Source organism: Polyangium fumosum (genome assembly GCF_005144585.1).
Taxonomy (GTDB): Bacteria; Myxococcota_A; Polyangia; order Polyangiales; family Polyangiaceae; genus Polyangium; species Polyangium fumosum.
Window position 1 is genome coordinate 166221 of record NZ_SSMQ01000005.1, and the last position, 18773, is coordinate 184993.

An 18773-nucleotide genomic window follows, 5' to 3' on the forward strand; every position below is an offset into this window, starting at 1 on the left:
GCGCGCGCCGTCATCCGTTGTCGTCGAGCGCGTCGGCCAGGGCGCGGAGCGCGTCGGTCGTCGTGAAAACGCCAACGACGTGCCCGTCATGCATCACGACGGCCGCGCCGTACCGATGCTCCGCCATCTCGCGCGCCACGCCCGCGAGCGGGGTGCTCGGCGCGGCCGTGAACGGCAGCGGGGTCATCGCCTCCTCGACGCGGAGCTTGGCGGGATCCACGTCGCGGAGCGCCTCGACGAACGCGAGATCCCGCTCGGAGAGGATTCCGATCAGCTTGCCGCCCCGAAGGACGGGCAGGTGCCGGATGTCGTGCTCACGCATGAGTTTGTGCGCCTGCACGAGCGTCTGATCGAAGCCGATCGAGTGAGGGCTCCGGGCCATGTAGTCCGAGACGGCGGGGTTCTTCGTGTTCATGGGGTCCTCTGCGGAGAAGCATAGCAAAACCGTGACCAGACGCGCTCGCGCGGCGCCTCACGGCGGCTCGTGGTCGCGCAGGCGCCAAACATGCGCCGCTGCGCAAACGGTGCGCTTCGCATCCCGCTTCGGGGCCGGCCTCCCGCTTCGCTTGTCGAGCCCGGACGTACCGGACACAATGGCGGTCGAGAGCCATGAAAGCCCCGGACGATCGACTCCAAGCCCTCGACGGCGCGCTCCAGAGCGCGCTGGACGCGCTCGCTGCGCATCCGTGGAAGAGCCGCGTGGACGACGTCGCCCGCGCCGTCGCCGCGACCGATGTCGGGCTGCGGGTGATCCTCGCCGCGCAGCTCACGGCGAACCTGTGGCACTCGCGCCAGTACGACGAGGACGAAGCGTATCGAGAGGAGCAGGATTCCTACGAGGGCGCGGTCGTCACGGCTGCAAGCGTGGCGCGGGAGCTGCTCGCTTACGAAGAGGTCGAGGGGTATATGCTCGCCCATCCCGGGAGCCGGGAGGTGCAGGGGCTCCTTTCGTACAAGGAGGCGACGGATCGAATGCGCGCGAGCGTGATGAGACAATGCCGCGTCGCGCGGTGATCGAGGCCGGCGTCAGCTCCCCGTTTCGATCGAGATCGGCACGACCAAGGCCACGCCTTTGCCGGACGGCGGCGGAGGATACGTGCTGCTCCGGAGGACCCGCAAAACGCAGCTCTTCACGGGCTTCCAGGCGTGATGGTTCCCGGACACGTGGTGGACGGAGAAAAAGTCTGTTGCGCCAAACCGATCGATCATGAATCCGATCTCGAACGTGGTGACCCCGTCTCCCTCGGGCCCGGGTCCTGCGTCGTTGCATGGGCGGAGGCGCGGGGAGAGGCGCTCGATGTGCTCCGCGAGGGCGACGGCAGGATAACCCCCTCCGAATGTCTTCCACGCGCCGAGGGTCACCTTGGCGCGCGGCCCTGGACCCGGCTTGATCTCGGTTCCTGCCTCCGCGGCGTCGACCGCGGCGCCATGCTCGCGCGCGCTTCGTCGCTCCGCCGCGGCGAGGGCGAGCCTCATCCCGCACCGGCCCCGCGCGCCTGCATGGTCGCGACGACCTTCATACGGAATGTCGTTGCAATCGGTCAGCGGTACGTCCGGGAACAATGCCTCGACGTCGAATCCTCGGAGGTCGCAGGCACGGGCGAACGCCTCGACGGCGTTATCGTCGCTGTGGGCCGTGATGAGGTGCTCAGCGAGCTTGTTGCATGCCTCGACCTGCCCCGCCTCGCATCCCGGACGATCCGCCTCGACCGCGGCGATCCAGCGCTTGCGTGTCCCGAGGCAGCTCCCGTCCTTGCCTCCGCCCTCCGGCAGCGCGCAATACCGCTCGGAAGCGGAGGCCGCGCGCGTGGCGTCTCGCCCGAGCATCAGGCGCGACAGCTCCTCGCAACGCGACGCGGCCCCGAGGGAGCAGGCCCGATCGATCAGATCCACGAGGCCCCGCTCGGCCTCTTCCACGAAGGGGTCCGACGGCGCGCCTTCGTGTTTCTGGGCGTAGCGCACCTGGGTCGCCTTCACGCGGATTCCATCGATCGCCTCCGTGCACGCGGCGAGATGACCGCCGAGGCAACCCTTGCGGAAAGCCCCGAGCGCACCGTTTCCCCCGCCGACCGCCGCCGGTTCTCGTTTCCGCTGGCCCAGCGTGTGACACCCGCCCTCGCCCGCGATCCCCTCGGCGCACGCGCGCTCGCATGCCTCCGTGTCGCCGGCGATGCAGGCGCGCGTCGGATCGGGCCGCGGTTTGCAGGCGCAAACCACGGCGATGGCGAGGAGAAGCGCGCGCATGACCCGATGGTACCCGCGCCTCCGTGCCACACAAAGTGTCGCACCGTGACCTCATGGGGAAGGATTGAACCCGAACCCGAGTAAGCGCTATCATCATCCTTGGGGGAAGTGTGCGCGCGAAGGCAGCGCCACTTCCGGGGTGCGCATGTCGAGGGAGAAAATTACGATGAAAGAGCAAGCATTGGGCGTCGAGGCGCTTCGTTCCGAGGTGGCGGACCTACGGAGGCGCCTGCAGGAAGCCGAGATGCGCAGCAGCACGCTCCGGGATCTCATCGACTGCGTGCCCGGCGCCGTGTGGGAAAGCTGGTTCGTCGAGGATCCGAGCCGCGGTCGTGTCGGTTATGTGAGCGGACAAATCCTGGACATGACCGGCTACACGCCGGACGAGTGGCTCGCGATGCCGAGCCTCTGGTCGGATCTGGCGCACCCGGAGGACAAAGGGAAAGTGCTCGTCTCGAACCAGCATCTCGAACGAGACGGCCGTACGGTCCTGCGATTCCGCTGGATCCGCCGGGACGGCAGGCTCCTCTGGATCGAAGCCCAGACCGTATGCGTACGCGAACCGGACGGACGCACCGTAGGGCTGCGGGGGATCATCATGGACGTGACCACCGCCGTCCGCGCGGATCAGGACCGCGCCGATGCCCTCCTTCAACAGGAAGCGCTCCGCGCGAAAGAGGCGACGCTCCTCGAGCTCTCCACGCCGCTCATCCCCGTGAGCGACGCGGTGATGGTCATGCCGCTCGTCGGCGACATCGACCCGGCGCGCGCGGAGCGGGCGATTACCGTCCTGCTGGAGGGCATGGCGAGAAGCGGAGCGCGCGTGGCGATCCTCGATATCACCGGCGTCCCGCAGGTCGACGCCGAGGTCGCCGACGCGCTCGTGCGCGCCGCGCGTTCGGTCACGCTCCTCGGGGCCGAGCCGATGCTGACGGGCATCCGCCCCGAGGTGGCGCAGACGCTCGTCTCGATGGGGATCGACCTCTCTGGAATCGGCACGCACAGCACCCTGCAAACGGGTATCGCCCATGCGATGCGTCGCGCCCGCACTGGATAAAAGAACAGCTCTTTCTCGAAAGCTGGGACGCACCCCGGGATCAGCGAAATCCTCCCACGATCACGCTGGCGAACGATGTAAAACTGTGCTGATGTATGGGGTTTCGAGGGGGAATCATGAAGAAGCAGCATACGCTCACCAGGGTGCAGTGGGGGTTTCTCGTGGCACATGCCTGGGCGGAGACCTCGTTCCGCCAGCAGCTCGAACAGGATCCTTCGAGCGCCATCAGAAACTTCGCAAAACAACAATTCGGGCTCGAAATCGACCACGACGTCGCGCTCCCGCTCGACTTGCCGTTGCCGCCGGCCGATCTCGCGGTCGAAGCGCTCACGCTGGGGATGGGGCTCGGTCCGGCCCCCGCGACGGCGTGCGGCTGCGGCACAGCGGGTGAGGTTCATTCGGGCGCCGTGAGAAACTGACCGAAGACGGCATCGCCCGACCGCTCATGCTCGCCCGCCCACGTTTCAAGCATTCCTATCGCGTCGAGCCCATCGAGGGCGAGGGCGTCTACCTTCTTTGGGAGGGTGGTAGCCACGTCCTCCACGGCCGAACCTATCAGGCGCTGGTACCTCTCCTGACCGGGGCGCTGACCGAACAGGAGATCTGCCAGCGCCTGGAGGCGCACGTTTCGCCCGCCGAGGTTTTTTACGCCATCACCATGCTGCGCAAGGGCGGATTCGTCACGAACGACGAAGCCGATATGCCTCGCGCGGAGGCCGCCTTTTGGGACGCGCTCGGCGCCGCGCCTGCGCAGGCCCGCGAGCGCCTGCTTAGAGCGCGCGTCGCCCTCGTCGCCATGGGCGACGTGGACACGCGCGCGATTGCCGAGGCCCTCGCCGAGCTCTCGATCGAAACGGCCGCTGAAGGGGAGCTGCCCCTCGTCGTCGTGGACGATTACCTGCACCCCGATCTCGAAGCCTGGAACCGGGCCCAGCTCGAAAAAGGAACGCCGTGGCTCCTCGTTCGACCGGCCGGCAGCGATGGCTGGCTCGGGCCGCTATTCTTTCCCGGCAAAACTGGCTGCTGGCGTTGCCTCGCGCATCGCCTGGAGGGGCATCGCCGGGTCGAGCGTTATCTGGAGCGCCGCACGGGCAAACCCGTCCATCCGCCCGCCCTCGCCGCGCTCCCCTCCACGCGCCGTGCCCTCGCCGCCACGATTGCCACGGCCGTTGCGCGCTGGGCCGTGTTGGACGAGATTCCGGCCCTCGAAGGACGGGTCGTCACGATGGACACGACCTCATTTGAGAGCCGCACGCATCTCCTCGTGCGGCGCCCGCAATGCCCGGCGTGCGGGAATCATGAAAGGATCGCGCGGGGACAAGAATCCCCCGTCCTTCTCGAACCCACGCCGCGCACGTTCTCGGCGGACGGCGGTTTCCGGCAGGCGACGCCCGAGGAAACGTACGAGCGGCTCGCCCATCATTTGAGCCCCGTCACGGGCATCGTGAGCCGCCTGCACCGCAACATACGCCCCGAGGACGACCCTCGGCTCGTCTTCTCGTATTCGACCGACCACAATTTTGCGCAGATGGCGCACGACCTCTCGTCGCTCCGCAGCAGCCTGCGCAGCCATTCCGGCGGCAAAGGCCGAACGGACATCCAGGCGAAGACCGGCGCGATGTGCGAGTCGATCGAGCGATATGCGGGCGTCTTCCAGGGTGACGAGGCGCGCGTCCGCGCGGTCCAGGCGGAGCTCGGCGAGGCGGCGATCGACCCGGTCGCCTTGATGGGGTACAGCGCGCGTCAATACGACGAGCGCGCGTGGTGGAATCGACACGGCGAGATGAGCACTTGGGTGCCCGAGCCCTTCGTTCCTGCGCAATCCATCGAATGGAGCCCGGTCTGGTCCTTGACCGAGCAGCGGCGCCGCTATGTGCCCACCGGGTTCTGTTATTATGGCTATCCGTTTCGCGAGGGCCCCGTGTTCACCCGAGCAGACTCGAATGGCTGCGCGGCGGGCAATACACGCGCCGAGGCCGTGCTTCAGGGATTTCTGGAGCTCGTGGAGCGCGACGCGGTCGCGCTCTGGTGGTACAACCGCCTGCGCATGCCGGGGGTGGACCTCGGGAGCTTCGAGGAGCCTTATCTCCTCGCCACCGTCGCGCACTGGCGCGCCCGAGGGCGCGAGCTATGGGCCCTCGACCTGACGAGTGATCTCGGCATTCCCACGTTCGCCGCGATCTCCCGGCAGATCGAGGGCCCCTTTCCAGCGATCCTGTTTGGCTTCGGCGCGCACCTCGACGCTCGCCTGGCCTTGCTCCGCGCAGTCACCGAGCACAACCAGCTCATGCCGTTCGCGTTCACGGGCGACGCGGGCAAACCCTCGCCGGGCGGGCTGATCGTTGATTGGTTACGGCAGGCGACGCTGGAGTCGGAGCCCCATTTGCGGCCGAGCGACGCTCCGCTCTACGCGTCCCGTAATTTCGCGCCGCCCGTCGGCGAGGACCTCCGGGAGGCGGTCGCGTTTTGCATCGAACGCGCCCGCGACCGCGGACTCGAAACGTTGGTGCTCGATCAAACCCGGCCCGATACGAGCCTCGTGGTGGTCAAGGTAATCGTGCCGGGGCTCCGCCATTTTTGGGCGCGCCTCGGCCCCGGCCGGCTTTACGACGTGCCCGTCGCCATGGGTTGGCTCGAATCGCCTCTCGCGGAGGAATCCATGAATCCCCACCCGATGTTCGTCTAGCCGCGCGCGGCGGAGGAGACGTTGCCATGATGGAAACCTGGCGAAGACGGCTCGGCCTGCGCTTCCGCGAAGGGGTCACATGGAGCCGGGACGCAGGCGGCGCCGCCCAGTTGACCTCGCCCTCGTTCTCCCCGATCTCGCTCGGGGCATTGCCGCAGGCTTTGCTCGCCGCATTCGAGCGCCTCGACGCCGAGGGCCCCACGCTCGAAACGCTGACCGAAGGCCTCGACGTGCAGGACGGGCCTCTCGCCGTAGCTACGTTGCTCCACCACCTCCGTCGTCTGGAACAGCTCGCGCTGCTCGCGTATGTCGTGCGCGACGGCGAGACCACGCTATCGGCGCTGCACCCCATTTCGCCCTGGTTTTCCCTGGGCAGCGGAGACATCGACCCCGCGCGTCGTTACGTGCTCTCCCGCTTCGCGTATCAGCGCCGCGACGGCGAGGGCCTCGTGCTGGAATCGCCCCGCTGCCACGCGCTCCTGCGCATCGAGGACGCGCATGCCGCGGCCCTCTGCTTCACGCTCGCCCGCCCGACCACGCCCGCGACGCTCGCCGTCTCCGGGGCCAGCCCCGACGCAATGGCAACCTTCGTCAGCTTGCTCGTCGCGGCTGGTTTCGTGATCCCGGCCGAGGATTCGGGGCGTACCGAGGAAGAACAAGCATTCCAGCTCGCAAGCTGGTCCTTCCACGACCTGCTTTTCCACGCCCGCAGCCGCCCCGGCCGCCATTCCTGGCCTTGCGGCAAAACCTACCCCTTCCGCGACCGCGTACCGCCGCCGCCCGCCCTCCGGCCGCCACGCACCTCGGCCCCACCTCCCCTTCCCCTCCCTCGCCCGGACCTCGACGCGCTCCGCAAAGCCGATCGCCCCTTCACCGCCGTGCTGGAGGGCAGGCGCACCGTGCGCGCCCAGGGGCGTGATCCCCTTTCGGTCGAGCAGCTCGGCGAATTCCTGTACCGGTCCGCGCGGGTCCGCGCGCTGATGCCCGCGACGCCCGCATCCGGTTACGACGTCACCTCGCGCCCGTCCCCCTCCGGCGGCGCCTGCCACGACCTCGAAATCTACCTCGCGATCGATCGCTGCCGTGGCCTCGACGCGGGCCTCTACCATTACGATCCCGCCGCGCATGCCCTCTCGCGCATCCAGGGACGTACGCCCGAGGTCACGGCCCTGCTCACGGGCGCCGCGCTCGCGACGCTCCGCGCCGAATTGCCACAGGTGCTCATTTGCCTGGCCAGCCGGTTCCAGCGCGTATCCTGGAGTTACGAAGGCATCTCGTATTCGGTCACCCTCAAGAACGTGGGCGCGCTTTATCAGACGTTTTACCTGGTCGCGACGACGATGGGGCTCGCCTGCAGCGGCGTAGGACGGGGCGATTCGGACCTCTTCTGCAAGGCCGCCGGCACCGAGTATTACGCAGAGACGAGCGTGGGCGAATTCGTGCTCGGCAGCCGTCCCGAGGAAGGCGAGGAATGAGCCGCGCTCGTGTCGACATCGAGGGCAGCGCCCGACCGCCCCTGTTCGGCGCCGTGCTCCAGGGCGACGTCTCCCCCGACGAGATCATGACCGCCGTGCTTTGGTTGCGCACCCCGGAGGGCTCTCCGCCGCTCGTGGAGACCGCCTGGAGCGTGGTCCGGACCCGCGAACCCTGGTCGCACGAGCGTTATGCGGCCACCTATGCAGCGAGCCCGGAGGACGTCGCGCGGATCGAGGCGTTTGCCCACGCGTATGATCTTTCCGTGGTCGACGTCCATCGGGCTGCGCGAACGGTGACACTCTGTGGGACCGCGCAATCGTTTGAATTGGCACTCGGCGTAAAATGGAACCGCCATGCCTACAGGGGAGAAATCGACGTCACGCACGACACGCCCCTCTCCGTCCCCGCGAGCCTCGACGGCGTGATCCTCTGGGTTTTCCTGCCCCGCAACGCGCCCATCACGAACGATAGCCCGCCGCTGCGAAGACGCACCGACGCCCCGCCGGGCCCGCCCGCCGCCACCCCTGACAAACCATGGCGCTTTCACCCGCCCTCCCGCTTCGCCGAGCTTTACGATTTTCCGGCCGAACTCACGGGGGAAGGCGTATGCCTCGGGGTGCTCTCTCTCTACGGCGGCTTTTCCCACGACGATATGCGGATCTTTTTCGAGGGCCTCGGCATGCGCGCGCCGGAGATCCTCACCGTGGGCCCCAACCGCTGGGCGGCCGGACCCGACACCTGGGCCAATTACGAGGTCAGCATGGACGCGCAGATCGCCTTCTCCTGCGCGCCCGGGGTGCGCCCGGTGGTGTATTTCTCCGGCGCGCGTGGGAATGCCGACACCACGACCTACAACTATTTTCAGCTCTTCAACGCCGCGCTCTTCGATACCGAGAACCGGCCCTCCGTGCTCACGCTCAGCGCGGGGCTGCCCGAGGATCTACCCGGCGTATGGACCCAGGCCGAGGCCACGCGGATCAATGAGCTGTTCGTCATCGCCGCCATCCTGGGCATCACCATCTGCCTTCCCTCGGGCGACTCCGGATCCATTTTCCCCATGGCCCAGGGCATGTTCTCGGCGCCCTCGCTGGTCTATTTCCCGGGCTCCAGCCCCTGGGTCCTCTGCTGCGGGGGCACAACGCTGATCCTCGACGAGCGAGGCGCCCTGAAAGACGAGGTGGTGTGGAATCGCCTCGCCGACACCATGCTCCTCGCCTATGGCCATGCGGGCAGGATCGCCCACCTCGGTAGCAGCAGCGGCGGCGTGAGCGGTTATTTTGAGCGCCCCGCATGGCAGGCCCGCGCCGCCGTCCCCGTCCGGACCTTCGCCACGTTCCGCGACTGGGTCTTCACCGAGCCGGCGAGCACGTTCGCCGGCCGCGGCTGCCCCGACGTCGCAGCCCATGCGGATTTTTTCGACGGATACCGCATCTTCGTGGACGGCGCCTATCGGTACGGCGGCGGGACGAGCGCGTCCACGCCGCTCCTCGCGGCCCTCGTGGCCCGCCTCTGCCAAGGCGTGGGGCGGCGGCTCGGGTTCCTCAATCCGCTGCTCTATCGATTGCAGTTGGAGGAAGGGGCGAACGTCTTCCGCCCTATCATCGCCGGCAACAACGGCGGATATGCCGCCTCGTCCGAGGCTGGCTGGAACGCCTGCACCGGGCTCGGCGCCCCCCGCGGGCGCGCGCTGCTCGAAGCGCTCCGCAAAGTGTATAGCGTCTAGGGCGTTGCCCCCGCATGGGGGCGCACCTCGGCGCCCGCGGAGGTCGTCCCGGCAAACTCCATCGTGCCGTCGTCCACCTCCCCGAAGCGCAAGGCCGCGATGTCCAGCAGGTAATTCTGATTCACCTTCCACGGCTTCTTCGAGCCCTGCCTCGGGAACGCGCCGACCGCGCGCTGGACATACCCCGACGAGAAGTCGAGCAAGGGCAACTCCTCCATGTCAGAATCGCTGCGACGCGGCGTGCACCGACGCGCGCCCATCGCGTCCATGTGGGTCAGCAGGCGACAGACGTATTCGGAGACGAGGTCGGCCTTCAGCGTCCACGACGCGTTCGTGTACCCGAATGCGCACGCCAGGTTCGGCACGTCGCTGAACATCACGCCCTTGTAACTGAGGAGCTTCGACGACTCCATGCGACGGCCGTCCACCACGACCTCCATGCCGCCGAGGAAAAGGAGCCGGAGCCCCGTCGCCATGACGATGAGATCTGCTTCGAGCTCCTCTCCCGACACGAGCCGGAGCCCCTTCTCGGTGAACGTCTCGATATGGTCCGTGACGACCGACGCCTTGCCCGCCTTCACCGCCTCGAAAAGATCCCCGTCCGGCACGACACAAAGGCGCTGATCCCAGGGATTGTATCGGGGCGTGAAATGTTTGTCGACGTCGTAGTCGGACCCGAGCTGCCCTCGCACGAGGTCGACGAGGCGCTTCTTCACGCCCTCCGGCCTCCGCCGCGCGAGCTGATAAAAGAACATACCCACGAGCACGTTTTTCCAGCGCGTGACCTCGTACGCGACCTGCGAGGGGACGCGCTGCTGGAGCCAGCGCGCGATCACGTCCTGGGACGGGAGCGACACCACGTACGTCGGCGAGCGCTGGAGCATCACCACGTGCGCGGCCTCCTTCGCCAGCTCCGGCACGAGCGTGACGGCCGTCGCGCCGCTGCCGATCACGACCACGCGTTTTCCACGATATTCGACGTCGTCCGTCCAGAATTGCGGGTGCACGACGCGCCCCTGGAAGCGCTCGGTGCCCGAGAATTCGGGGGTATATCCCTTGTCGTAATCGTAGTAGCCGCTGCACATGAGCAGGAAGTTGCATGTGAAGCGGACGAGCTCCTTCGACGGGCCCCGCTCGGCCTCCACCGTCCATGCCGCGCGCTCGCTCGACCACGAGGCCCGCACGACCCGGCAGCCGAACCGGATCTTCGATTCGATCCCGTCCTCGCGGGCCGTCTCGCGGATGTACGCGAGGATCGCCGGACCATCCGCGATCGCCTTCCGCTCCTTCCACGGCTTGAACGAGTAGCCGAGCGTGTACATGTCGGAATCGGATCGGATGCCCGGATAACGAAAGAGATCCCAGGTCCCGCCGATGGCCTCGCGCCCCTCGAGGATCGCGAAGCTCTTGCCGGGGCATCGGGTCGTGAGGTGGTGGGCCGCCCCGATCCCCGATAACCCTGCGCCCACGATGATCACGTCGAAATGTTCGGACATCTCTCGCACCTGCTCGTCACGCTCCGCAGACGAGCCCACCGTAGCAGGACGAGCCGGCACTGGCTATCCTCCGTGGTATGCCGGCTCCCTCCTGCCGCGTGTGGCGGGTCCCTGTCCCGCGCCGCCGTCGTCGCGTCCGCCGGTTCGTGGAAGGTCAGCCCTTCCAGTGCGGGGGAATCGTCTTCGCGTAATAGGGCAATGCCTCGATGCGCTTCATCCACGCGGCGATGCGGGCGGGCCACCGCTCGCCGAGGCCGTGCGCGGGCAGCCGGTCGTCGACGCGGCGGATGGCGCGGATGTGCGGGTACACCGCGAAATCGGCGAGCGAGAGCTCACCCACGAGCCAATCGCCCGTGAGCCGGGCCTCCCATCGCGCGAGCTCTGCGAGGATCGCCGCCTGGGCCTCGCCGATCTTGGTCGCGTCCCGCGCTTCTTCTTTGGTGTACAAAGTTTCCTGGAACAGGCGTCGCTGCACCGGGGCGATGTAGCCGTCGGCCTCGGCAGCGAACTGTCGGGCCTGCGCGCGCGCGGCCACGTCGCGCGGCCAGAGCGGGGCGTCGGGGAATCGTTCTTCGAGGTACTCGACGATCGCGTTCGACTCGGCGATCACGAGGCCGTCATGCACGAGGACGGGCACCTTTCCGCGCGGGTTGATCGCGAGATATTCGGGGGTGCTTGTCTCGTCGCGGTCGAACGAGAGCAGCTTCCAATCGTAGTCGAGCTTCTTGTGCTCGAGCGCGAGCCATACCTTCCAGGCGTACGGCGATCCGGAGCCGTAGTAGAACGTGAGCGACATCGAAAGGAGCCTCCTTCGCAGCCGAACGCGGCCGGGCCCGGAGTAAAACCACTCGAAAGGGCGAGGTCAACCACCCGCGAACGACCTGCTTGTGCTCCGCATTGTCTGAACGTATGATCAGTCCATGGTCCCTCTCCGCACGATCGCGCTCGACGAGACGCACCACGTAGAGGTCGGCGCCCTGCCGGAGGCCCTGGTCCCGGACGCCGCCGGCTTCGAGGCGCTCTGGGCGCTGCACCCCGATGCGTTTCACGAGATCAAGATGCACGGCCGCCTCGTGCGCACGCCGCGATGGCAACAGGCGTACGGCGCGGACTACCGCTACACGGGCAACACGAATCGCGCGCTGCCGCTCACGCCCGAGATGGAGGTCTGGCTCGGCTGGGCGCGCGAGACGTTCGATCCGCGGCTGAACGGCCTGCTCTTCAACTGGTACGACGGCGCGGAGGGTCATTACATCGGAAAACACCGCGACAGCGACATCAACCGCATCGAGGGCTCGCCGATCGTCACGATCTCCTTCGGCGAGGAGCGGGTGTTTCGAATGCGGCCGTGGCGAGGAAAAGGGTTCGTGGACGTCCCCGCCGTTCCTGCGGGGGTCATCGTGATCCCATGGGACACGAATCGAGCCTGGACCCACGAGGTCCCCGCGCCCAAGGGCGCGCGCGGGCGCCGGATTTCGATCACCCTCCGCGGGTTTTACCGGTAAAACCGCACGCCGCCGAGCCATGCCGCGGCATGGCGCTCCGCCTGGGCGGCCCATTCCAGTTCAGCCTCGGCTCACCCATTGCAACGCAAGTGCACAGCAGCACGAATGCTCGCCATGCATAGGCTTGCCCAGTTTGCATGCTTGCTGGCCCAACCAACTGCGCATCCTCGGGCGTGTCCCTACGGGTCATCCCGACGCAGAAATCAATGCCACACGGGCGGGCTCGGGATGCAAAGAAATCCTTCCCGTCCTGGTCACGACGATCTCAGGGCGGACGAAACCCGCGGTCGCCCGGCCCCCGAGGCCATTCTGAACATGGCTGCCATCTCCCGATCGTGACGAGGCTCCAGCAGAAGCGAATCCATGTTTTCCGAGGGAAAAGCGCACGAGCACGAGGGATTGCAAAACGACGGACGGGCCCTCCATTCGACCCTGCCGCGGGCGTCCTCCATGCAACACCTCGGAGGCCCCATGGACCTCGACGATCTGTGTGCGCGTTTCGTAAAGGCTCAGCTCGCAGGCGATCGGCGTGAAGCTTTGCGCCTGGTGCTGGAAGAAGGCGTCGGGCGCGGCGCGCCGACCGCGGAGCTGTCCCTGCGGGTCCTCGAGGCTGCCCAACGCGAGATCGGGCTGCTCTGGCAGGACAACCGGATCAGCGTGGCCGACGAGCACCTCGCGACCGCGATCGCGCAGGTCGTCCTCACACACCTCTACCGCCTCTCGCCCGCCTCACCGCTCATCAGCAAGCGCGTCGTCTTCGGCTGCGTCGAGGGCGAACACCACGATTTCCCCGCGCGTCTCGCCGCCGACGCCCTCGACCTCGCGGGCTACGACGTGCGTTTCCTCGGCGCCGACGTCCCCACCGAATCGCTCGTGTCCATGATCCACAGAGAGCGCCCCGATCTCGTCGCGCTCTCGGTCACCATGAGCTTCAACCTCCGCTCGCTGCGCATGACCGTGGCGCGGCTCCGGTCCGCGTTCGGCGACGCGCTTCCCATCCTCGTCGGCGGCGCCGCGTGCAGCACGCTCGCCGATCCCGCGGGGGACCTCGGCGCCGACGCGTTCGCCCGCGACGCCCGCGAGCTCATCGAGGTCGCGGGCCGGCTGGTCGCCCACGTACGGCCCCAGGCCCTCGGAGGGACGCCATGAACGAACGAGCGGATGCGCGTTGGCTCTCCGAAAGCCGCGAGCTCGCGCTCGCATGTGACGCGCACGGGATCATCCAGTGGGCCGACGTGCGCGCGCGAAACCTCCTCCGCGCGCACCCCGGCGCCGCGCTGACCACGCTCGCCGTGCCCGGCACCGAAGAAAAAACGCAAGCGCTGCTCTCGCGCGCGGTGGTGAGCGAAATCCGCGGCTGGGAGCTCTCGCTCGTCTGCCATGGAAAGCCCGCCACCGTGTCGTTCAGCGCGCGCCCGAACGGCGAGGGCGGCGTCGAGCTCTTCGGCTTCGTGTACCCGGAGGGCTACGGCGGCGCGATCGAACATCTCAGCCGCGCCCTCACCGAGATCGTGAACTTGAACCGCGAGATCGTGCGGCAACAACGCGAGATCGAACGGCAACGGACGGAGCTCACACGCACGCACCGCGAGCTCGACGAGTCGAACCGCGGCGTCGTCACGCTTCACGCCGAGATCGAAGAGAAGGCCGACGCACTCCGACGCACCTCCGAGGTCCGCAGCCGCGTCCTCGCCAACGTGAGCCACGAGTTCCGCACACCGCTGCACTCGATCCTCGGTCTGTCCCAGCTCCTGCTCGACGGCACGGACGGCCCGCTCAGCGAGGAGCAGCAGAAGCAGCTCCGCTTCATCCGCACCTCGGCCGAGGAACTCTCGCAGCTCGTCAATGACGTCCTCGATCTCTCCAAGGCCGAAGCGGGCAAGGTCACGCTGCGCGCGGACCTCTTCACGGCGTCCGACTTCTTCGCCGCGCTGCGCGGCATGCTCCGGCCTCTCCTGCCCTCGCACCCCGGCGTGGATCTCCTCTTCGAGCTGCCCGAGGGCGACATCACGCTCGAGACCGATCAGGGCAAGGTCGCTCAGATCCTCCGCAACCTCATCACGAACGCGCTCAAGTTCACCGAGCAGGGCCGTGTCGTGGCGAGCGCCGTGCGTCGCGGCGACGAGGTCGTCTTCCGCGTGCAGGACACGGGCATCGGGATCGCGGCCGCGCACTTCGATCGCATCTTCGAGGAGTTCGGGCAGATCGACGGACCCGTCCAGCGCAAGCACAAGGGCACGGGCCTCGGCCTCGCCCTGTCGCGGCGCCTGGGCGAGCTGCTCGGCGGGACGCTCGCGGTCGAGAGCGAGCTCGGCGAGGGCTCCACCTTCACGCTCACGATCCCCGCCACGCACCCCGAGGTCCGCGAGCTCGCGACGCTCGCCGCGCGCCCGCTCGATCCCTCCCGCTCGCCGGTGCTCATCGTCGAGGACGATCGCAAGACGATGTTCATCTACGAGAAGTTCCTCTCGCTCGCGGGCTTCCAGGTCGTGCCTGCGCGCACCGTCGACGACGCGCGCAAGCAACTCGGCACGTTCCGCCCTGCGGCGATCGTGCTCGACATCATGCTCGAAGGCGAAGCCACCTGGGATTTCCTGGCCGAGGTGAAGCAGAGCCCGGAGACGCGCGAGATCCCCGTGCTCGTCGCGTCACCAACAAAGAGCAACGCGCGCGCGCGCTCGGCGCCGACGAGTTCTGGCTCAAGCCCGCCGATCAGGATCACCTGCTCCGCAAGCTGAAGAGCGTGGCGCGGCCCGGCACGCCGACGCGGCTGCTCGTCATCGACGACGACGAGCGGGCGCGGTACCTCATGCGCAAGCTGCTCGAAAAGACGCCCTACGAGCTCATCGACGCGCGCACCGGGCCCGAGGGCGTGGAGCTCGCGCAGAAGCTCCGTCCCGAGGTCATCCTCCTCGACTTCCTGCTCAAGGACGTCACCGCGTTCGACGTCCTCGACGACCTCAAGGCCGATCCGCGCACGCGGGGCATCCCCGTGGTGATCGTCACGTCTCACGTGCTCGAGCCCTCCGAACGCGAGCGGCTCGTGGCCGAGACCGAAGCGATCCTCTCGAAGGACAGCCTCTCGCGCGAGATCGCCATTCACCGCATTCGCGACGCCTTGCGGAAAGCAGGAGTGGGCACCTCATCGAGCACGGAGTGACGGGACGCATGCAACGGAACAACGGCAAGGCGCGGGAGCATGGGGGCAAGGTCCTCAACGTCAACGACAACGACAACGAAGCCGCGCGTTATCTCGGCACGACGATGCTCCGCAGGGCCGGCCTCGACGTCGTCGAAGCGTCGTGCGGCATGGGCGCGCTCGAGATGGTCCACCGCGCTCCGCCCGACGTGGTGGTGCTCGACGTCAAGCTGCCCGACATCGACGGCTTCGAAGTCTGCCGGCGCATCAAGGCAAACCCACACACGGCGGGCGTCAAGGTCCTGCACACGTCGGCGACGTTCGTCTCGCTCGACAAGAAGGTGCAGGGGCTCGACATCGGAGCCGACGGATATTTGACGCAGCCCTTCGAAGCCACCGAGCTCGTGGCCACCGTGCGCTCGCTCCTGCGGCTCGCGCAGGCCGAGCGTGAGCTCCGCGCGCGCGCCGATCATCTGGCCGAGGCGGACCGACGCAAGGACGAGTTCCTCGCCATGCTGGCGCACGAGCTCCGCAACCCGCTCGCGGCCATCACCGCGTCGCTGCCGCTGCTCGAACAACGCGACGCCATGAACAAGGGCGAGCGTCGCGCCCGTGAGGTGCTGCGCCGCCAGACCGTGCACCTCGCGCGGCTCGTCGACGATCTGCTCGACGTCTCGCGCGTCACGCAAGGCAAGATCGAGCTGCGGCTGGAGCTGGTGGATCTGAAGAGCTTGCTCGCGCGCGTGGTGCTCACGACGCGCGAGCGCGGCACGAACGCGCGTGGCCAGACGGTCACGCTCGCGCTGCCGGACGTGCCCGTGCAGATCCGCGGCGACATCACGCGCCTCGAACAGATCTTCACGAACCTGCTCGACAACGCGAGCAAGTACACCGACGCCGGCGGTCACATCCGCGTGAGCCTCGATCCGATCACGTCCGGCGGCGCCACGTTCGCACGCATCACGGTGCGCGACGACGGCGTCGGCATCGCGGCCGACGCGCTCCCCATGATCTTCGGCCTCTTCGCGCAGGCCAGCGTGACGCTCGCGCGCTCGCGCGGCGGCCTCGGGATCGGCCTCACGCTCGTGCGCACGCTCGTCGAGCTGCACAGCGGCGAGGTGGAGGCGCGCAGCGAGGGCATCGGGCATGGCGCCGAGTTCGAGGTGCGCTTGCCGTTGCTCGGGCTCGCCGAGGCGGGCGAGCGCGCGTCGCAACGAGGGACCACCGAGCTCCGCCGGCGGCGCGTCTGCATCGTGGAGGACAACGTCGACGCGCAGCAGGCGATCGGCGACCTCTGCGAGATGTGGGGCCACGAGGTCCACGCCGCATCGGATGGGATCGTGGGCGTCGGGAAAGTGCTCGACCTCCTGCCGGACGTGACGCTCATCGACATTGGCCTGCCGGGCATCGACGGGTTCGAGGTCGCGCGGCGGCTGCGCGCCGATCCGCGCGGAAAAGGCCTCTGGCTCGTGGCGCTGACGGGGTATGGCTCGCCCGAGCAACGCACCTCTGCGCTGGCGGCCGGGTTCGACGTGCACCTCGTCAAACCGGTCGAGGTGCACAAGCTGCAAGAGCTGCTCGACGCGGGGCCGCCGGCCCTGCGTGCCTCGCGGATCTGATTCGGCTGAAGGGCGGGCGTCGCTTTTGTGAGCCGTTCTGGTTTTCCGGGAGCCCGCCCTTTAAGCTTGCCGGTATGCTCTCGAAATTCTCCATTACGGGGCTCACCCTGCGAGGCCATCTCGACGCGTTCAAAGCGGTCGACGCTCCGCGCACCATCTATACGAGGTACGGACTCGGCCGCGTGGGACCGAACGGAGAGTTCGAGTTCCACGAGACGTGCCCTATCGACAAGCTCGTCCGGGCGGAGAACGAGCTGTGTGCGCTCATCGGTCCGCAGAAGGCCTTCGAGATGGGCGTCGCGGGCATGAAATACGCCGAGAGCCCGCCCGGCGTGACCGACATCGTCACGGCGATGCAGATGTTCGACGCCGCATACCATATCAATCACCTGGAGAACGGCGTCCCCATGTTCGATCCGGAGACAGGTACGATGCGCGAAGGCATCGGTCATTACCGGTGCCTCTCCATCTCGCGGCACCGCGCCGTCATGGAAGTGGACGTGCCTTACCCCTGCGATTTCGATCGCGGACTCATGCAATCCTGGGCGCGGCGGTTCGAGCGCACCGCGCTCGTCACGCACCTCGAGCCCTCGGTCTGCCGAAAAAACGGCGCCCCGCGATGTCGTTACGAGGTGAGCTGGAAATAAAGCCGGGTGGCCGGTTTTGTGTGGCGCAGCCGAGGAGCAAGAAAACAGCCGCGACCATGGGGCCCCGAGGGATGGTGCGCATGCGGCGCGGGCGCTACCCTGCGGCGCGACAAGTAAGGAGTCCTCATGCACACGCGTAAGCTCGGTCCTCTCACGGTCTCTGCCCTCGGCCTCGGCTGCATGGGCATGAGCGATTTTTACGGCCCGCGCGACGAAGCCGAGTCGATTGCCACGATCCACCGCGCGCTCGATCTCGGCGTCAACCTGCTCGACACCGCGGACATGTATGGGCCGTTCACGAATGAAGAGCTCGTCGGCCGCGCCATCGCGGGCCGGAGGGGCGAGGTCATCCTCGCGACGAAGTGCGGGATCGTGCGGGATCCGAACGATCCGCGCGTGCGCGGCGTCAATGGCACGCCCACGTACATCCGAAATTCATGCGACGCGAGCCTCCGCCGCCTCGGCGTCGACGTGATCGATCTGTATCAGCTCCACCGCGTGGATCCGAAGACGCCCATCGAGGAGAGCGTGGGCGCGATGGCGGACCTCGTGAAGGCGGGCAAGGTGCGGGCGATCGGCCTCTCGGAGGCGAGCGCGGCGACGCTTCGGCGCGGGCACGCGGTGTATCCGCTTGCCTCGGTGCAGACGGAATACTCGCTCTGGACGCGGGATCCGGAGGACGACATCCTTTCCGTCTGTCGCGAGCTCGGCATTGGCTTCCTCGCCTACAGCCCCCTCGGCCGCGGCTTCCTCACGGGGCAAATCAAGCGCTTCGAGGACCTCGCGCCCGACGATTTCCGCCGCAGCTCGCCGCGCTTCCAGGGGGAGAACTTCCAAAAGAACCTCGACCTCGTGGCCAAGGTGGAGGCGATCGCCGCCGAGAAAAGCGTGAAAGCGTCGCAGCTCGCGCTCGCGTGGGTGCTCGCGCAGGGCGATTTCATCGTGCCCATTCCGGGCACGAAGCGCCGAAGCTACCTCGAAGAGAACATCGCGGCCGAGGCCATCGCGCTCTCGGCGGACGATCTCGCGCGCCTCGACGCGGTCATGCCCCGCGGCGCTGCAGCCGGGGCGCGTTATGCGGAGGTGAGCATGCGTCTCTTGAATGCATGATCGACGCGGGTAGGCGCTCTCGCCCCGTGGCGGGAGCCTGCCCACCTCCGCGCCCCCCTGGTGTTCCGTTG

General features: G+C 67.8%; 17 protein-coding genes. 13 read left to right on the forward strand and 4 right to left on the reverse strand.

What is annotated here, in order from left to right; translation table 11 throughout:
- Window positions 1-10: 10 nt before the first annotated feature.
- Complete coding sequence (locus tag E8A74_RS06980) at window positions 11-415, reverse strand: CBS domain-containing protein (RefSeq protein WP_232379414.1); 405 nt, start codon at window positions 413-415, stop codon at window positions 11-13.
- A gap of 194 nt (window positions 416-609) precedes the next feature.
- Between E8A74_RS06980 and E8A74_RS06985 the strand changes: the two genes are divergently transcribed.
- The gene (locus E8A74_RS06985; protein ID WP_136928140.1) at window positions 610-1014 is read left to right on the forward strand and encodes a hypothetical protein; all 405 of its coding nucleotides are present in this window, start codon (window positions 610-612) and stop codon (window positions 1012-1014) included.
- A 12-nt stretch (window positions 1015-1026) separates the two neighbouring features.
- Here the strand turns inward: E8A74_RS06985 and E8A74_RS06990 are convergent, their stop codons facing one another.
- Window positions 1027-2244, reverse strand: a complete 1218-nt coding sequence (locus tag E8A74_RS06990) for a hypothetical protein (RefSeq protein WP_136928141.1) — start codon at window positions 2242-2244, stop codon at window positions 1027-1029.
- Between the two features lie 166 nt (window positions 2245-2410).
- Between E8A74_RS06990 and E8A74_RS06995 the strand changes: the two genes are divergently transcribed.
- The 5 genes from E8A74_RS06995 to E8A74_RS07015 all read left to right on the forward strand — a co-directional run bounded on the left by E8A74_RS06995 (window position 2411) and on the right by E8A74_RS07015 (window position 9186).
- Window positions 2411-3301 (forward strand): PAS domain-containing protein, encoded by an 891-nt coding sequence (locus tag E8A74_RS06995; RefSeq protein WP_170228918.1) that lies wholly within the window; start codon window positions 2411-2413, stop codon window positions 3299-3301.
- A gap of 116 nt (window positions 3302-3417) precedes the next feature.
- Entirely contained in the window at window positions 3418-3720 is a 303-nt protein-coding gene (locus E8A74_RS07000; RefSeq protein ID WP_136928143.1) for a hypothetical protein, read from the forward strand.
- Window positions 3721-3746: 26 nt separating this feature from the next.
- Window positions 3747-5987: a TOMM precursor leader peptide-binding protein gene (locus E8A74_RS07005; protein WP_136928144.1), complete on the forward strand. Its 2241-nt coding sequence runs from the start codon at window positions 3747-3749 to the stop codon at window positions 5985-5987.
- Window positions 5988-6013: 26 nt separating this feature from the next.
- Window positions 6014-7462, forward strand: coding sequence for a SagB family peptide dehydrogenase (locus E8A74_RS07010; protein ID WP_136928145.1), 1449 nt, complete (start codon window positions 6014-6016; stop codon window positions 7460-7462).
- A complete protein-coding gene (locus E8A74_RS07015; RefSeq protein WP_136928146.1) occupies window positions 7459-9186 on the forward strand; it encodes a S53 family peptidase in 1728 nt (575 codons plus the stop codon). The genes E8A74_RS07010 and E8A74_RS07015 overlap by 4 nt, the downstream gene beginning before the upstream one ends.
- Here the strand turns inward: E8A74_RS07015 and E8A74_RS07020 are convergent.
- Together E8A74_RS07020 and E8A74_RS07025 are read right to left on the reverse strand one after the other, a co-directional pair.
- Window positions 9183-10682, reverse strand: a complete 1500-nt coding sequence (locus tag E8A74_RS07020) for a flavin-containing monooxygenase (protein WP_136928147.1) — start codon at window positions 10680-10682, stop codon at window positions 9183-9185. The two genes, E8A74_RS07015 and E8A74_RS07020, sit on opposite strands and share 4 nt — an antisense overlap.
- 154 nt (window positions 10683-10836) lie before the next feature.
- Complete coding sequence (locus E8A74_RS07025; protein WP_136928148.1) at window positions 10837-11478, reverse strand: glutathione S-transferase family protein; 642 nt, start codon at window positions 11476-11478, stop codon at window positions 10837-10839.
- Window positions 11479-11602: 124 nt separating this feature from the next.
- Here E8A74_RS07025 and E8A74_RS07030 point away from each other — a divergent pair, with 124 nt between their 5' ends.
- The 7 genes from E8A74_RS07030 (at window position 11603) to E8A74_RS07055 (ending at window position 18702) form a co-directional block, all read left to right on the forward strand.
- Window positions 11603-12187: an alpha-ketoglutarate-dependent dioxygenase AlkB gene (locus tag E8A74_RS07030; RefSeq protein ID WP_136928149.1), complete on the forward strand. Its 585-nt coding sequence runs from the start codon at window positions 11603-11605 to the stop codon at window positions 12185-12187.
- Window positions 12188-12658: 471 nt separating this feature from the next.
- Window positions 12659-13336, forward strand: coding sequence for a cobalamin B12-binding domain-containing protein (locus E8A74_RS07035; RefSeq protein WP_136928150.1), 678 nt, complete (start codon window positions 12659-12661; stop codon window positions 13334-13336).
- Window positions 13333-14925, forward strand: coding sequence for an ATP-binding response regulator (locus E8A74_RS07040; RefSeq protein ID WP_232379415.1), 1593 nt, complete (start codon window positions 13333-13335; stop codon window positions 14923-14925). Before E8A74_RS07035 ends, E8A74_RS07040 begins: the two co-directional genes overlap by 4 nt.
- A 5-nt stretch (window positions 14926-14930) precedes the next feature.
- The gene (locus E8A74_RS54605) at window positions 14931-15347 is read left to right on the forward strand and encodes a response regulator (protein ID WP_232379416.1); all 417 of its coding nucleotides are present in this window, start codon (window positions 14931-14933) and stop codon (window positions 15345-15347) included.
- A gap of 8 nt (window positions 15348-15355) precedes the next feature.
- Window positions 15356-16945 carry an ATP-binding response regulator gene (locus tag E8A74_RS07045; RefSeq protein WP_136928151.1) on the forward strand — a complete coding sequence of 530 codons (1590 nt, stop codon included), beginning with the start codon at window positions 15356-15358 and terminating at the stop codon, window positions 16943-16945.
- Window positions 16946-17019: 74 nt separating this feature from the next.
- Window positions 17020-17592, forward strand: a complete 573-nt coding sequence (locus E8A74_RS07050) for a hypothetical protein (protein ID WP_136928152.1) — start codon at window positions 17020-17022, stop codon at window positions 17590-17592.
- 126 nt (window positions 17593-17718) lie between these two features.
- A complete protein-coding gene (locus E8A74_RS07055; protein WP_136928153.1) occupies window positions 17719-18702 on the forward strand; it encodes an aldo/keto reductase in 984 nt (327 codons plus the stop codon).
- Window positions 18703-18773: the final 71 nt, after the last annotated feature.

Bases quoted from the DNA above. Each gene is read 5' to 3' on its own strand.
- E8A74_RS06980 (WP_232379414.1), bottom strand. From the start codon at position 415: ATGAACACGAAGAACCCCGCCGTCTCGGACTACATGGCCCGGAGCCCT.
- E8A74_RS06985 (WP_136928140.1), top strand. From the start codon at position 610: ATGAAAGCCCCGGACGATCGACTCCAAGCCCTCGACGGCGCGCTCCAG.
- E8A74_RS06990 (WP_136928141.1), bottom strand. From the start codon at position 2,244: ATGCGCGCGCTTCTCCTCGCCATCGCCGTGGTTTGCGCCTGCAAACCG.
- E8A74_RS06995 (WP_170228918.1), top strand. From the start codon at position 2,411: ATGAAAGAGCAAGCATTGGGCGTCGAGGCGCTTCGTTCCGAGGTGGCG.
- E8A74_RS07000 (WP_136928143.1), top strand. From the start codon at position 3,418: ATGAAGAAGCAGCATACGCTCACCAGGGTGCAGTGGGGGTTTCTCGTG.
- E8A74_RS07005 (WP_136928144.1), top strand. From the start codon at position 3,747: ATGCTCGCCCGCCCACGTTTCAAGCATTCCTATCGCGTCGAGCCCATC.
- E8A74_RS07010 (WP_136928145.1), top strand. From the start codon at position 6,014: ATGATGGAAACCTGGCGAAGACGGCTCGGCCTGCGCTTCCGCGAAGGG.
- E8A74_RS07015 (WP_136928146.1), top strand. From the start codon at position 7,459: ATGAGCCGCGCTCGTGTCGACATCGAGGGCAGCGCCCGACCGCCCCTG.
- E8A74_RS07020 (WP_136928147.1), bottom strand. From the start codon at position 10,682: ATGTCCGAACATTTCGACGTGATCATCGTGGGCGCAGGGTTATCGGGG.
- E8A74_RS07025 (WP_136928148.1), bottom strand. From the start codon at position 11,478: ATGTCGCTCACGTTCTACTACGGCTCCGGATCGCCGTACGCCTGGAAG.
- E8A74_RS07030 (WP_136928149.1), top strand. From the start codon at position 11,603: ATGGTCCCTCTCCGCACGATCGCGCTCGACGAGACGCACCACGTAGAG.
- E8A74_RS07035 (WP_136928150.1), top strand. From the start codon at position 12,659: ATGGACCTCGACGATCTGTGTGCGCGTTTCGTAAAGGCTCAGCTCGCA.
- E8A74_RS07040 (WP_232379415.1), top strand. From the start codon at position 13,333: ATGAACGAACGAGCGGATGCGCGTTGGCTCTCCGAAAGCCGCGAGCTC.
- E8A74_RS07045 (WP_136928151.1), top strand. From the start codon at position 15,356: ATGCAACGGAACAACGGCAAGGCGCGGGAGCATGGGGGCAAGGTCCTC.
- E8A74_RS07050 (WP_136928152.1), top strand. From the start codon at position 17,020: ATGCTCTCGAAATTCTCCATTACGGGGCTCACCCTGCGAGGCCATCTC.
- E8A74_RS07055 (WP_136928153.1), top strand. From the start codon at position 17,719: ATGCACACGCGTAAGCTCGGTCCTCTCACGGTCTCTGCCCTCGGCCTC.